13 protein-coding genes and 5 tRNA genes are annotated in these 13,534 nt (G+C 68.5%); 4 read left to right on the top strand and 14 right to left on the bottom strand.

Features of this window, described 5'->3' with window-relative positions; translation table 11 throughout:
- Positions 1 to 64: 64 nt before the first annotated feature.
- Positions 65 to 1,075 carry an NAD(P)H-dependent glycerol-3-phosphate dehydrogenase gene (locus tag AB0D53_RS33690; RefSeq protein ID WP_362453035.1) on the bottom strand — a complete coding sequence of 337 codons (1,011 nt, stop codon included), beginning with the start codon at positions 1,073 to 1,075 and terminating at the stop codon, positions 65 to 67.
- Positions 1,072 to 1,824, bottom strand: a complete 753-nt coding sequence (locus AB0D53_RS33685) for a lysophospholipid acyltransferase family protein (RefSeq protein ID WP_362453034.1) — start codon at positions 1,822 to 1,824, stop codon at positions 1,072 to 1,074. The genes AB0D53_RS33690 and AB0D53_RS33685 overlap by 4 nt, the downstream gene beginning before the upstream one ends.
- Positions 1,825 to 1,973: 149 nt before the next feature.
- On the opposite strand from AB0D53_RS33685, the gene cofC reads away from it, so the two are divergent.
- Positions 1,974 to 2,711, top strand: coding sequence for a 2-phospho-L-lactate guanylyltransferase (gene cofC / locus AB0D53_RS33680; RefSeq protein WP_362453033.1), 738 nt, complete (start codon positions 1,974 to 1,976; stop codon positions 2,709 to 2,711).
- A gap of 10 nt (positions 2,712 to 2,721) precedes the next feature.
- Positions 2,722 to 2,925: a hypothetical protein gene (locus AB0D53_RS33675; protein WP_362453032.1), complete on the top strand. Its 204-nt coding sequence runs from the start codon at positions 2,722 to 2,724 to the stop codon at positions 2,923 to 2,925.
- A gap of 125 nt (positions 2,926 to 3,050) precedes the next feature.
- On the opposite strand, the gene AB0D53_RS33670 is transcribed toward AB0D53_RS33675, so the two are convergent.
- The 4 genes from AB0D53_RS33670 to leuC form a co-directional block, all read right to left on the bottom strand.
- Positions 3,051 to 3,716: an HU family DNA-binding protein gene (locus AB0D53_RS33670; protein WP_362453031.1), complete on the bottom strand. Its 666-nt coding sequence runs from the start codon at positions 3,714 to 3,716 to the stop codon at positions 3,051 to 3,053.
- Positions 3,717 to 3,859: 143 nt separating this feature from the next.
- Complete coding sequence (locus tag AB0D53_RS33665) at positions 3,860 to 4,087, bottom strand: hypothetical protein (protein WP_072487271.1); 228 nt, start codon at positions 4,085 to 4,087, stop codon at positions 3,860 to 3,862.
- A 104-nt stretch (positions 4,088 to 4,191) separates the two neighbouring features.
- Positions 4,192 to 4,785, bottom strand: a complete 594-nt coding sequence (gene leuD, locus AB0D53_RS33660; protein ID WP_362453030.1) for a 3-isopropylmalate dehydratase small subunit — start codon at positions 4,783 to 4,785, stop codon at positions 4,192 to 4,194.
- 5 nt (positions 4,786 to 4,790) lie between these two features.
- Entirely contained in the window at positions 4,791 to 6,215 is a 1,425-nt protein-coding gene (gene leuC, locus AB0D53_RS33655; RefSeq protein WP_362453029.1) for a 3-isopropylmalate dehydratase large subunit, read from the bottom strand.
- A gap of 174 nt (positions 6,216 to 6,389) precedes the next feature.
- Between leuC and ndgR the strand changes: the two genes are divergently transcribed.
- On the top strand, positions 6,390 to 7,106 hold the full coding sequence (gene ndgR / locus AB0D53_RS33650; protein WP_030928691.1) for an IclR family transcriptional regulator NdgR: 717 nt from the start codon (positions 6,390 to 6,392) through the stop codon (positions 7,104 to 7,106).
- Positions 7,107 to 7,174: 68 nt separating this feature from the next.
- Here the strand turns inward: ndgR and AB0D53_RS33645 are convergent, their stop codons facing one another.
- Entirely contained in the window at positions 7,175 to 7,672 is a 498-nt protein-coding gene (locus AB0D53_RS33645; protein WP_362453028.1) for a DUF4188 domain-containing protein, read from the bottom strand.
- Positions 7,673 to 7,761: 89 nt separating this feature from the next.
- Between AB0D53_RS33645 and AB0D53_RS33640 the strand changes: the two genes are divergently transcribed.
- A complete protein-coding gene (locus AB0D53_RS33640; RefSeq protein ID WP_362453027.1) occupies positions 7,762 to 8,403 on the top strand; it encodes a MerR family transcriptional regulator in 642 nt (213 codons plus the stop codon).
- 84 nt (positions 8,404 to 8,487) lie between these two features.
- Here AB0D53_RS33640 and AB0D53_RS33635 read toward each other — a convergent pair.
- The 7 genes from AB0D53_RS33635 to AB0D53_RS33605 form a co-directional block, all read right to left on the bottom strand.
- Positions 8,488 to 8,560 (bottom strand) — tRNA-Glu (locus AB0D53_RS33635).
- Positions 8,561 to 8,586: 26 nt separating this feature from the next.
- Positions 8,587 to 8,658: transfer RNA gene (locus tag AB0D53_RS33630), tRNA-Gln, on the bottom strand.
- A gap of 12 nt (positions 8,659 to 8,670) precedes the next feature.
- Positions 8,671 to 8,743, bottom strand: a tRNA-Glu gene (locus AB0D53_RS33625).
- Between the two features lie 60 nt (positions 8,744 to 8,803).
- A tRNA-Glu gene (locus AB0D53_RS33620) sits at positions 8,804 to 8,876 on the bottom strand.
- Positions 8,877 to 8,901: 25 nt separating this feature from the next.
- Positions 8,902 to 8,973: transfer RNA gene (locus AB0D53_RS33615), tRNA-Gln, on the bottom strand.
- Positions 8,974 to 9,061: 88 nt separating this feature from the next.
- Positions 9,062 to 9,781: an HAD family hydrolase gene (locus tag AB0D53_RS33610; protein WP_362453026.1), complete on the bottom strand. Its 720-nt coding sequence runs from the start codon at positions 9,779 to 9,781 to the stop codon at positions 9,062 to 9,064.
- Between the two features lie 17 nt (positions 9,782 to 9,798).
- Entirely contained in the window at positions 9,799 to 13,437 is a 3,639-nt protein-coding gene (locus AB0D53_RS33605) for a DEAD/DEAH box helicase family protein (RefSeq protein ID WP_362453024.1), read from the bottom strand.
- Between the last annotated feature and the right edge of the window lie 97 nt (positions 13,438 to 13,534).

The following is a 13,534-nucleotide window of genomic DNA, read 5'->3' as shown; positions in this document are numbered from 1 at the left end:
GCGGCCGGGGGCGGCCGGAGCGGTGACCGTGAACGTTCACCGCTCCGGCCGCCCCCGGCCTGCTTCAGCGCCGCTCGGGCTTCGCGCTGCGCGACATCAGCTCGCCCAGCGCGACCATCGGCGGCTTGCCCTCGTGGACGATGCCGACGACCGTCTCGGTGATCGGCATGTCGACGCCGTGCCTGCGCGCCAGATCGAGCACCGACTCACAGGACTTGACGCCCTCGGCGGTCTGCCTGGTGACGGCGATGGTCTCCTGGAGCGTCATGCCGCGGCCGAGATTGGTGCCGAAGGTGTGGTTGCGCGAGAGCGGCGAGGAGCAGGTCGCCACCAGGTCGCCCAGGCCCGCGAGTCCGGAGAAGGTCAGCGGGTCGGCGCCCATGGCCAGGCCGAGGCGGGTCGTCTCGGCGAGTCCCCGGGTGATCAGCGAACCCTTGGCGTTGTCTCCGAGACCCATGCCGTCGGCGATGCCGACCGCCAGGCCGATGACGTTCTTGACCGCGCCGCCGAGTTCGCAGCCGACCACATCGGTGTTGGTGTACGGGCGGAAGTACGAGGTGTGGCAGGCGCTCTGGAGACGCTGGGCCACGGACTCGTCCTGGCAGGCGACGACGGCTGCCGCGGGACGGCGTTCGGCGATCTCCTTGGCGAGGTTGGGCCCGGTGATGACGGCGACCCGGTCCGCGGAGACCTTGGTGACGTCCTCGATGACCTCGCTCATCCGCTTCGCGGTGCCGAGTTCGACACCCTTCATCATCGAGACGAGAACGGTGTCCGGGCCGAGGTGCGGGGTCCACTCGGCGAGGTTGGCGCGCAGGGTCTGCGAAGGCACCACGAGTACGGCGAAGTCGGCGCCGTCCAGCGCCTCGACGGCGTCGGTGGTGGCCCGGACCGAGGCGGGGAGCTCAATTCCCGGCAGGTAGTCCGGGTTGGTACGGGTCGTGTTGACGGCCTCGGCGACCTCGGCGCGACGGCCCCAGAGGGTGACCTCGCAGCCGGCGTCGGCGAGGACCATGCCGAAGGCCGTACCCCATGAGCCGGTTCCGAAGACGGCCGCCTTTGCGGGGTGCGTCACTTGGTTCCCTCTCCTTCGGCCTTGCGGCGCTGCTCCGCGCGGGCCTTGCGGTGGTCGTAGGGCTGTGCGGGGGCCTGCTCGCCCCGCACGATCTCCAGCTGAGCAGTCACCGCGGCCATGATGACCTCGGTGGCCTCGCGCAGGACGTCGGGCGTCGGTTCCCTGTCGTAGAACCGGGAGAGGTCCACGGGCGGTCCGGCCTGCACCTGGAGGGTCTTGCGGGGGAACAGCCGGAGCTTGTTCTCCTTGGCGTACGGCGGCATCGCGAAGTTGGCGCCCCACTGCGCGACGGGGATGACCGGGGCCTTCGTCATCAACGCGACGCGGGCGGCACCGGTCTTGCCGGCCATCGGCCACATGTCGGGATCGCGGGTGAGCGTGCCCTCCGGGTAGAAGGCGACGCACTCACCCCGCTCGATGGCGTCGACGGCGGCCCGGAACGCGTCCAGCGCGTTGGTCGTCTCGCGGTACACCGGGATCTGTCCGGTGCCGCGCAGCATCATTCCCACAAAGGGGGTCTTGAACAGGCCCGCCTTGGCGAGAAGCCGCGGCACCCGTCCGGTGTTGTACTGGAAGTGGCCGTAGGAAAGCGGGTCCAGATAGGAGTTGTGATTGACCGCGGTGATAAATCCGCCGTCGGCCGGAATGTGTTCCGTCCCCCGCCAGTCACGCTTGAACAGAACCACCAACGGCGGTTTTGCGATGACCGCCGCCAGGCGGTACCAGAAGCCGATTCTGCGGCGGGACACTCGGACACCTTCCTCTAAGGACCTGAACTCTGCCTGGCTACCGACGGTCAAGTCTCGCCCCAGGCCCCTGCTCTGTCGAGAACACCGTACGCCCCGCTTTCGGGACCGAGCCTCCGGGTTCTCGCACCGGCAGGCGAGAATAGGCGGCGATGCGCACCGAGGGGGAGATCGCCACGAACACCGACCCGACCGGTCCTTGGTCCCTGGTCGTCCCGTTGAAGCCCCTGGCGCGGGCCAAGAGCAGGCTGGCGCCCGTGACGGGCCCCGAACTGCGCCCCCGGCTCGCCCTCGCCTTCGCCCGGGACACCGTGGCCGCCGCCCTGTCCTGCCCTGCGGTGCTGGATGTGGTGGTAGTCACGGACGACCCGGAGGCCCGGGCGGCCCTCACCGCGCTCGGGGCGCGCGTCGTCCCCGACGAGCCCGACCGCGGGCTCAACGCCGCGCTGGCACACGGCGAGCAGGCGGTACGGGCCCGGCGGCCCCGGGCCCCGGTGGCCGCGCTCAACGCGGATCTGCCCGCGCTGCGCCCCGCGGAATTGACCCGGGTACTCGACTATTCCGCGGAATTCCCTCGCGCATTTGTGACCGATGCGGCGGGAATCGGGACGACATTTCTCTCGGCTGCACCGGGGGTGGAATTGCGCCCGGCTTTCGGCGGCCCTTCCCGGGCTCGGCACCTGGACTCCGGCGCGGTGGAAATCGACCTGACCGGCATCGATTCGGTCCGCCAGGACGTGGACACCGGCGAGGATCTGCGGGCGGCGCTGGCGCTGGGCGTGGGCGCCCACACCGCGGGACACTGGGACGTGGAGGCCTCCAGGGCCGCCGCGGCCGCCGCCCGGGCCCGCGGCGGTGGACCTTCAACGACTGTCCCACCGGACCGATAGGCTTCCGCCCATGCAGGCGACCTCGTACACCTACGACCCCGAGACCCGCACCGGCAGCGTGCTGCTCGACGACGGCACCCCGGTGGATTTCGACGCCCGGGCCTTCGACGCCGGCGGTCTGCGGCTGCTGCGCCCGGGACAGCGGGTGCGGATCGAGGGCAGCGGCGAGGGTGCGCAGCTGCGGATCACCCTGGTGACGCTGCAGACGTTCTGAACGCGGACGCGGACGTTTCGAACGGCGTGTACGGCACGAACGGTGCCCATGACAGCCCGCGGGCCGGGCTCCCCGAGGGGAGCCCGGCCCGGCGCGTGTGAGTAGTAGCCCTGCGCGGCTCGGTCTCACTTCTTCCGTGCAGTGGCCTTCTTCGCCGTGGTCTTGCGCGCCGTGGTCTTCTTCGCGGGCGCCTTCTTCGCCGTGGCCTTCTTCGCGGGCGCGGTCTTGCTGGCGACGGCCTTCTTGGCGGCCGTCGTCTTCTTCGCCGCAGCGGTGGTCTTCTTCGCGGCCGTCGTGGTCTTCTTGGCCGCCGCGGTGGTCTTCTTCGCGGTGGTCTTCTTGGCCGCCGTGGTCTTCGCCGCGGTGGTCTTCTTGGCGGTGGCCTTCTTCGCCGTGGCCTTCTTCGCCGCGGCCTTCTTGGCGGCGGCCTTGGTCGTCGTACGGGTGGAAGGACCACCCGAGAGGCTGCCCTTGGGCGCCTTCTTCACGGCCACTTCGCCGCCCTTGGGGAGCTTCTTCGAGCCGCTCACCAGGTCCTTGAAGCCCTGACCCGCGCGGAAGCGGGGAACCGAGGTCTTCTTGACCCGCACGCGCTCACCCGTCTGCGGGTTACGGGCGTAGCGGGCGGGGCGGTCGACCTTCTCGAACGAGCCGAAGCCGGTGACCGAGACACGGTCCCCCGCGACAACCGCACGGACGATCGCGTCGAGTACCGCGTCGACGGCGTCGGCGGCCTGCTGGCGGCCTCCGACCTTGTCGGCAATCGCTTCTACGAGCTGCGCCTTGTTCACGTCTTCCCCTTCGGAGACATTGCCAGAACGAAAGTGTTCAAGCGTTTTCGCACGTTAGGCAGATATATACCGCAAATCAAACACGAAACGGGCTAATCACCCTAGTGCCGCAACGAAGTCGACCGCTGCGCAGTTCCGCAGAGTCAGTCACCTTCGGGGAATCGGCCCTCATCGAGGTCCTTCATCAACCGGTCCAGACGCCTTGCCGCATCCGGGAGATCGTGCTTAGCCGCGGCCGTGATGACCAACAGCTTCCGGGACAGCGCCATCCTTACGCCCTCCGGGACTTGCAGTGCGCGCACTCTTGTGTGCGCTTCCTTCAATCGGTCGGCGACTTGGCCGTAAAGCTTGAGTTGGCTGTCGCGTTCCATGCACCGATTGTGCCATCTGGGGCGAGTTGTCGCCCGACGGGGTCTCAACAAGCGACTGCGCCCCCTACCAGATGGCAGGGGGCGCAGTCCTGGAAACGCGCTGCTCAGGCGTTAATTGTACGCGGCTTGAAGGTCGGCCTTGCCACCTCATAAGTCGCGATGTCCGCTTCGTTCTGAAGGGTGAGGCTGATGTCGTCCAGCCCGTTGAGCAGTCGCCAACGGGAGTTCTCGTCGAGCTCGAAGTCGGCGGTGATGCCCTCGGCCCGGACCTGGCGCGCCTCCAGGTCGACGGTGATCTCGGCCGTCGGGTCGGCCTCGGTCAGCTCCCAGAGCGCGTCGACCACCTTCTGGTCGAGCACGACGGTCAACAGCCCGTTCTTCAGCGAGTTGCCGCGGAAGATGTCGGCGAACCGGGAGGAGACGACGGCCTTGAAGCCGTAGTTCTGCAGCGCCCACACGGCGTGTTCCCGGGACGATCCGGTGCCGAAGTCGGGTCCGGCCACCAGGACGGTGGCGCCCTTGCGCTCCGGGCGGTTGAGGACGAAGTTCTCGTCCTTGCGCCAGGCCTCGAAGAGCCCGTCCTCGAAGCCGTCCCGGGTGACCTTCTTCAGCCAGTGGGCGGGGATGATCTGGTCGGTGTCGACGTTGCTGCGGCGCAGCGGGACGGCCCGGCCGGTGTGTGTGGTGAAAGCTTCCATGATTCTCAGACTCCGGCGGGCGTACGGGCGTCGGACAGGTCGGCCGGCGAGGCCAGGTGGCCCAGCACGGCGGTGGCGGCGGCGACCTGCGGGGAGACCAGGTGCGTACGGCCGCCCTTGCCCTGCCGGCCCTCGAAGTTGCGGTTCGAGGTGGAGGCGGAGCGCTCGCCGGGGGCCAGCTGGTCGGGGTTCATGCCGAGGCACATCGAGCAGCCGGCGTGCCGCCATTCGGCGCCCGCGGCGGTGAAGACCTTGTCCAGGCCCTCCTCGACGGCCTGCAGCGCGACCCGGACGGAGCCCGGGACGACCAGCATCCGTACCCCGTCGGCGACTTTGCGTCCGTCCAGGATCGAGGCCGCGTTGCGCAGGTCCTCGATCCGGCCGTTGGTGCAGGAGCCTACGAAGACGGTGTCCACGTTGATCTCGCGCAGCGGCTGGCCGGCGGTCAACCCCATGTACTCCAGAGCCTTTTCTGCGGCATTGCGCTCCGAGGCGTCCTCGTACGAAGCGGGGTCGGGGACGTTGGCCGACAGGGGCGCGCCCTGGCCGGGGTTGGTGCCCCAGGTGACGAACGGGGCCAGTTCGGCCGCGTCGATGACGACCTCGGCGTCGAAGACCGCGTCGTCGTCGGTGCGCAGCGTCTTCCAGTACGCGACGGCGGCGTCCCAGTCCTCGCCCTGCGGGGCGTGGTCGCGGCCCTTCAGGTAGTCGAAGGTGGTCTCGTCCGGAGCGATCATGCCTGCCCGGGCGCCGGCCTCGATCGACATGTTGCAGATGGTCATCCGGGCTTCCATCGAGAGCTTCTCGATGGCGGAGCCGCGGTACTCCAGGATGTAGCCCTGGCCGCCGCCGGTGCCGATCCGGGCGATGATCGCGAGGATCAGGTCCTTGGCCGTGACGCCGTCGGGCAGTTCGCCGTCGATGGTGATCGCCATGGTCTTCGGGCGGGCCAGCGGCAGGGTCTGGGTGGCCAGCACGTGCTCGACCTGGCTGGTGCCGATGCCGAACGCCAGCGCGCCGAAGGCGCCGTGCGTGGACGTGTGGGAGTCGCCGCAGACCACGGTGGTGCCGGGCTGGGTCAGGCCCAGCTGCGGGCCGACCACGTGCACGACGCCCTGCTCGACGTCGCCCAGGGGGTGCAGCCGTACGCCGAACTCCGCGCAGTTCTTGCGCAGGGTCTCCAGCTGGGCGCGGGAGACCGGGTCGGCGATCGGCTTGTCGATGTCGAGGGTCGGGGTGTTGTGATCCTCGGTGGCGATGGTGAGATCGAGGCGCCGCACCCGGCGTCCGGCCTGCCGGAGGCCGTCGAAGGCCTGGGGGCTGGTCACCTCGTGCAGCAGGTGCAGATCGATGAAGAGGAGGTCGGGCTCACCTTCGGCGCGCCGGACGACATGGTCGTCCCAGACCTTCTCCGCGAGTGTCCTACCCATCGCTTTCCCTCCGGCCGGCGTCTTCGCCGGCCCAACTAGAGATTTGGTGCGCCGCCGTCCGGACCCCCGTGCGGGGCGGTGGCTACGGGCCGTTGTGTGGCCGCCCGTACAGGTTCGCAACTTCCGCCGAATATTGAACTTGCGTTTCACAGAGTGAGACGGGAGTATCGTCGTATGGACAACTCTAGCGGCGTCGGCGTTCTCGACAAGGCAGCTCTGGTATTGAGCGCCCTGGAGTCCGGTCCGGCCACCCTCGCCGGGCTGGTCGCGGCGACCGGGCTCGCACGACCCACGGCCCACCGGCTGGCCGTGGCACTGGAACACCACCGGATGGTGGCGAGGGACATGCAGGGCCGTTTCATTCTCGGCCCCCGGCTCGCGGAGCTCGCGGCGGCGGCGGGCGAGGACCGCCTGCTGGCCACGGCGGGCCCGGTGCTCACGCACCTGCGCGACATCACCGGCGAGAGCGCGCAGCTCTACCGACGGCAGGGCGACATGCGGATCTGCGTGGCGGCGGCGGAGCGGCTGTCCGGCCTGCGGGACACCGTGCCGGTCGGCTCCACGCTCACCATGAAGGCCGGCTCCTCGGCCCAGATCCTGATGGCCTGGGAGGAGCCGGAGCGCCTGCACCGCGGTCTCCAGGGCGCCCGGTTCACGGCGACGGCGCTCTCGGGCGTACGGCGCAGGGGCTGGGCCCAGTCGATCGGCGAGCGCGAGCCGGGCGTGGCCTCGGTCTCGGCCCCGGTGCGCGGCCCCTCGAACCGGGTGGTCGCCGCCGTCTCGGTCTCCGGACCGATCGAGCGGCTGACCAGGCACCCGGGCCGGATGCACGCCCAGGCGGTCATCGACTCGGCGGCCAGGCTCAGCGAGGCCCTGCGCCGCAACGGCTGAGACATCCGGCAGCTCCCCGGCCGCCCCAGTGTCGTGGCGGCCCCTCTCGGCACCTCATTCGCGGAGCCTCACTTCGCGGACGAGCGGCGTGCGAGACGGTCGGCCCCCCGACGGCCGCGCGCCTCCAACGGCAGCACGCCGGTGGCCCCGGCCAGCCCGTGGGCAGGCATGTCGGCGTAGATCGACTCGTAACCGCCCTCGGGCACGACGTACGCCTCGTGCCACAGCCCCACATGCTGCCGGGACTTCTTCTCCTTGCGGTTCATGATCGCCCAGGCCTTGCGGTGGAACATGTCGGGAGCGCTCGCGTACGCGTAGAGCTTCTCCTTCGACTCCCAGTACTGGACGACGTAGTACGTCCGCGGCGAGCCGGTCAACAGCGTGTGGCCCAGCAGGCCGCGCCCCTTGTCCTTGCTCAACTCCCGCAGCATGCGCGGCATGGCCAGCAGCACGGGCAGCCAATGGTGCACGCCCCAGAAGTGATTGATGCGCATCCCGATGAGCAGCACGACCACCTCTCCCTCGGCCGCGGCCGTGGTCCGTCCCGGATTCGGCTTCGCGAACATACCTACCCCTTCCCCTGTTGGAGAGTCACACTATCCAATGATTGGATAGTGACACTGCCCAAGAGGTGGCGCAAGGGAAGGCACGGAACATGCGGCTCTCGGAACTGAGCGGGACGAGCGGCGTCAAGACCGCGACGATCAAGTACTACCTGCGCGAGGGGCTGCTGCACCCCGGCCGGCGGATCACCGCGACACAGGCCGATTACGACGAGAGTCATGTGCGCCGGCTGCGTCTGGTGCGGGCCCTGATCCAGGTGGGCCGCCTTCCCGTGGCCACGGCACGCGAGGTCCTCTCGCACATCGACGACGACTCCCTGGGCCGGACGATCCGGCTGGGTGCGGCGCTGTGGTCGCTCCCGTACGGCCCCGACCCCGACGAGGAGGCGCCGGAGACCGAGACCGCCCGCGCGGAGGTCGAGCGGCTCCTGAAGCGGATCGGCTGGGCGACGTCGCAGGAGATCGGCCCCCTCTCCCCCGCCTATCGCGCGCTGGTTTCCTCGGTGGCCACCCTGATCCGCCTCGGCTATCCATGCGATGTCGACTACCTGGCCGAACAGGCCGGGCTGATGCATCAAGTCGCCGTCCAGGACCTGGACATGATGGAGACTCATCCGACGGAGTCGGAGCAGGTGGAGATGGCGGTCGCGTCGGCCGTGCTCTACGAGCCGCTGCTGCTGGCCCTGCGCAGGATGGCCCAGGAGGAGGAGTCGGCCCGGCGCTACGGCCTCTGAACGCGCCCCGGCCCGAACGGGCCTCGCGAGCCAACGGCGAAGGCCCTCCACCGAGGTGAAGGGCCTTTGTCCGTCCTGCTGTTGTACCCCCGACCGGATTCGAACCGGCGCTACTGCCGTGAGAGGGCAGCGTGCTAGGCCGCTACACAACGGGGGCTTGATACTGCTTGTTGCATTTCTGCGCTGGGCTACCAGGACTCGAACCTAGAATGACGGTACCAGAAACCGTAGTGTTGCCAATTACACCATAGCCCATGGTGTTACAAGTACCCCCGACCGGATTCGAACCGGCGCTACTGCCGTGAGAGGGCAGCGTGCTAGGCCGCTACACAACGGGGGCCCTAGCGATCCTGCATCGAGAGCGTGGGTGCGACCCAGATGATCTCGCGGGAAGGATCTGTACCCCCGACCGGATTCGAACCGGCGCTACTGCCGTGAGAGGGCAGCGTGCTAGGCCGCTACACAACGGGGGCTTGTTACTACTTTTGCATTTCTGCGCTGGGCTACCAGGACTCGAACCTAGAATGACGGTACCAGAAACCGTAGTGTTGCCAATTACACCATAGCCCACCAAAACTCAACCCCTGGTGAGGGATTTTGTTCGGCTTGCGCTTCCCGTTCGGATCTTTCGTTCCGCTTGGGCGGCGCAGGAAGAACATTACCCGAAGGTGTCCGGCGCTCCAAAACGGGTATTGCCCGCCAGCAGTCCGGGCAGCTGATCGAGCCCGCCGATACGGACGAGCTCGGGCCGGCCACCGCGTCCGCCCCGGTCCAGCCAGATCCCCATCAGCCCGGCGGCGACCGCCCCACCGGCGTCGATGTCCGGCTCGTCCCCCACGTACGCGACCTCCCCCGGCTCCAGCGCCAGCGCCTCGCAGGCGGCGTGGAAGGCGCCTGCCTCCGGCTTGGAGACGCCCAGCTCGACGGCGCACACCACGGCCTCGAAACGGTCCCGCACGCCGAGCGCGCGCAGCTTGCGGTCCTGGTTGTGGATGCTGGAGTTCGACAGCACGGCGTGCCGGAACCGGCCGGCCAGCAGGTCGAGGACCGGCAGCACGTCCGGGAAGAGCGACCAGGCGGCCTCGTAGTGGGCCGCGTGCCTGGCAAACCAGGCGTCGGCCTGCTCGTCCTCCAGCGCCCGCGAGACGAACTCCCTGACCCGGTCCCGGCGCTGCCCCAGGAAGTCCGTCTCCCCGGCCGCGAACCGCGCCCAGTGCGTATCGGTGATCGCCCGCCACGCGTCCAGCGCCTGCTCGGCGTCGCCATATCCGTCGGGCAGGCCCTCCTGTTCGAGGTGGGCACGCATGCCGACGCGGTCGGCGCCGCTGTAGTCGAAGATCGTGTCGTCGATGTCCCAGAGCACCGCGCGGATCGTCATGGATCCAGCGTAAGGGCCTACGCGGCAAGCGTGGTGGGCTTTGCGGTCGTCAGCAGGCCGATGAACACGATCTTCAGGCCGTCGATCTCCTCCGGGGAGAACAGATCGTCCGGACCGCCGGGCGCGCGGTCATGGAACGGGCTGCCGACTTCGTACAGGTCTCCGACGTCGAGCACACCGCGCTTGGCGACCACGTCGATGATCAGCGTGATGAAGTCCAGCTGTGCGGCACTCAGCTGTTTTCCCACAATGAAGCTCTCGAAGGCCTGCTGAGCGGCCTGCCGGTCGAGTCCGCACAAGGCACGGATGAACAGACCCAGACCACCCATGGCCCGCACCTCGTCCAGGTCCTCGGGCGAGGCCACCGCTTCGGCGAGGAAGATCTCTTCCAGGCCGGCCAGGTCGTCTTCGGTGATCTGCTCGTTGTGGCGCAGCTTGTGCACGGTCGGCTGGTCCTCATGACGCAACAGGTATGCACGGGCCTTCTGGCGGAACCTGTGCTCGTCCGTGCCTGTCGGCATGTCCTTGATGTCCGCCTCGGAGATCTCACCGAACTCGTCCTCGAAGTCGGTGTAGACGATCTTCCGCTTGGCCTTGGCGTCCACCAGTTTGGCCAGCCCTCGCAGCCTTCTGCGCAGGTCTTCCAGCATCGGCAGAGTGGCGTCCTGCCACCACTCTTCACCCGCTGCCGCCTCCAGCAGCTCCAACTGTTCGGCGACGGCCGGGATATTGGCCTTCCCGAGCAGGTCCTCCGCGATGTCACGGACCTTCTGGCGCAGCTTGGCGTACTCCTTGCCGCCGTCCAGCGCCGCGAGCTGGAGCCGGAAGGCGATGAGGTCGAAGCGCTTGGCCTCCTCGCGGGTCTCATCGGGGTCGGGTTCGTGGTCGCTGGGCAGGCGGAGCAGCTTCTCGCGAACCGCGTGTTCGGCATCTTCGTCGATGCGGTGCCAAGTGCGGAAGTCGGCGAACGTCTCGATCTCACGGCGGTGCGGCCGGACGAGGAAGTTGTCCAGGTTCATCCCGGCAACGGTGGAGTGCAGGCGGTGGGCCAGGGCCCACCGGACCGACGGCTCGGTCGCGATGGCGTCGGGGCCGCCGTCGCGGGCCGGGTCCGGCTGCTGTCGGCGGTCGAGGCTGCGCAGCAGATCCAGCTGCAGGCCGAGCAGGCGCTCACTCAGGGCGGGTGCCTGACGGGCTTCGACGCCGGCGAGCTCGCTGTTGAAGAAGTCGATGTTGCCGCAGAAGTCGAAGACCCGGAAGTTCTGCTTCTCATGGTCGGGGTTTGTCTCATCCGGCCCGAACAGGGCCGGGCGCAGCCGGGTGCCACGGCCGATCATCTGCCAGAACTTGGTCTTGGAGAAGACCGGCTTGGCGAAGACCAGGTTGACGACCTCCGGTACGTCGATGCCGGTGTCCAGCATGTCGACGGAGATCGCGATGTCGGGCTCCTTGCGCGCTGCGGAGAAGTCCTCGATCAGGGACTGACGATAGGTTTCCTTGTGCGTGATCACTCGTGCCTGGTGGCCGGCGCCTTTGGGATAGTTGGCGTTGTACCGGGCCTCGATGAACCGGGCGTGCTCGTTATTCTTCGCGAAGATGATCGTCTTGCCGAGGCGGTCACCGCCCTCGACCCGGTGGCCCTGAGTGACCAGGACTTCCAGCATCTTGTCGACGGTGTCCTCATTGAACAGGATTCTGTTCATCTCGTGTCGGCTGACGACGTCCGGCTTCTCGCCGTCCTCGGACCACTCCTTGTCATCCCATTCGGCCTTCTCCTCGTCGGAGAGTTCTTCGTAGCGGATACCTCGCTCCATGAACTTCAACGGCACCTTCACGGCCTTCGGCGGCACGAGGTATCCCTCGCCGACCGCCTCGTTCAGACCGTAGGAGTCGGTGGGGACGCCGTCCTCCAACTGGAACAGTTTGTACGTGTTGCGGTCGATCTCGTCCTTCGGGGTGGCGGTCAGGCCGAGCAGGAGCGAGTCGAAGTAGCGGAAGATCTCGCCGTACTTCGCGTAGACGGAACGGTGGGCCTCGTCGATGACGATGAGGTCGAAGTAGCCGGGACCGAAGCGGCGGCGGCCTGCGGCATCCGACACGTCGATCTGCTTCATCATCGTCTGGTAAGTGGAGACAAAGACGTGCGCCGACGCGGACTTGTCGTCCAGGAGACTGGCGACGGGGGTGTTCGGGAGGTGTTCCTTGAACGCCTTCATCGTCTGGATGACCAGGGCCTCGCGGTCGGCGAGGAACAGCACTCGCTGAACCCAGCCGGCCTTCTTCAGCTGGTCGACCAGGGCCACGGTGGTACGGGTCTTGCCAGTGCCGGTCGCCATGACGAGGAGGGCTTGGCGCTGGCGGTCGCGTTCGTACGTCTCACCGACGCGCTTGATGGCGCGCAGCTGGTACGGGCGGCCGGCGATCTTCTCGTTCACCGGGGTGGTCGTCAGGGAGAGACGGCTAGCACGCTGCCGCACATGCCAGTGGAGCTGGTCGTGGGTGAGGAAACCCTGGACCTGGCGGGGCGGGTAGCCCAGGCCGTCGTCCCAGAGGCAGGTCTCGTAGCCGTTGGTGTAGAAGATCACCGGGCGGCGGTTGAACTCGGCCGCGAGGGCGTCCGCGTACAGCTTGGCCTGCTGCTGGCCGTCGCGGGGGTCACGGCGGGTGCGCTTGGCCTCGACGACGGCGAGGGGCTTGCCGTCCGCACCCCACAGGACGTAGTCGACGTAGCCGTTGCCCGAGGCGGTCTGCATGCCGGTCACCGGACGTTCGACGGTGTACTTCCCCGCCGGGTCGGTCCCGGAGGCCGCCAGGTCCCAGCCGGCCTCCTTGAGGAGAAGATCTATGAACGTGTCGCGAGTAGTGACCTCGTCGTAGTCGTGGGTGTCCTGGACCTTCTGGTTCGCGGCCTTGGCGGCGGCGACCTGCGCCCGGAGCTCGGCGAGCTGGGCGGCGAGGGCTTCGCTCGCCGCGCGGGCCTTGCCGAGCTCGTCCGCCTGCTGCTGGTAGCGCTTCTGGTCCTCCTCCGCCTGCTTTCGCAGCTCCTCCTGCTTCTTGCGGCGGGCCTCGGGAGAGAGCGGGCGGGGAATGGCGGTGGAGTCGAACTCCATGCCCGCGGTGGGGAGGTCATGGGCCTGGCCCGTGTAGGTGCGGGCGAACCAGTAGAGCGAGTGGAACAGCTCGCGCAGGCTCGCGACGGCGGCCTGCGGGGGCACGGGGGTCTGCTTGTGGACCGCATGGTTGCCCTGGCGGCGGATGATGTCCATCTTCGCGTTCACGGTGGGCCCGACGAGCGTCCGGAACGACGGCTCGTGGAGCATCGCGTTGAGGTCCATCTTGTACGGGGCCCGAAGCGAGGTGTCCTTGTCGTACATCCAGTGCACGGCCAGCTCGATCGCCCGACGGGCGTAGAAGCAGGCGGTCCGGGGATCGGCGTGGGCAAGGCGCTCGGCGCGGGTGGCTTCCTCGTAAAGGGCGGGCCACTCAGCCTTGAGGAACGCGAAGTTCCCGGCGGGGCGGGCAAGGTGGCGGGCGGCGGCTTGGTCGGTCGACCGGCGCGACATCGGGGGGCCGGGAGTGGGGCGCGGGCCTGGCTTGGGCGGACTCGCCTCGCCACTGCTGTCGCCGATGCCGTCGTTCCTCTGGTTGCTGGCCATCGCTGTGGCGTCCCTCTCCCCTGTACCGGTCGCTGTACGCGGCCGTGAGCTGCGAGCTACGTGATGCGGCAGCGCCGGCCGCGCCCCGGGTCTCCCC

This window comes from Streptomyces sp. NPDC048295 (genome assembly GCF_040652135.1).
Classification (GTDB): domain Bacteria; phylum Actinomycetota; class Actinomycetes; order Streptomycetales; family Streptomycetaceae; genus Streptomyces.
The sequence above is the reverse complement of the archived record's forward strand: the minus strand, read 5'-3'. Positions and strand labels throughout refer to the sequence as shown.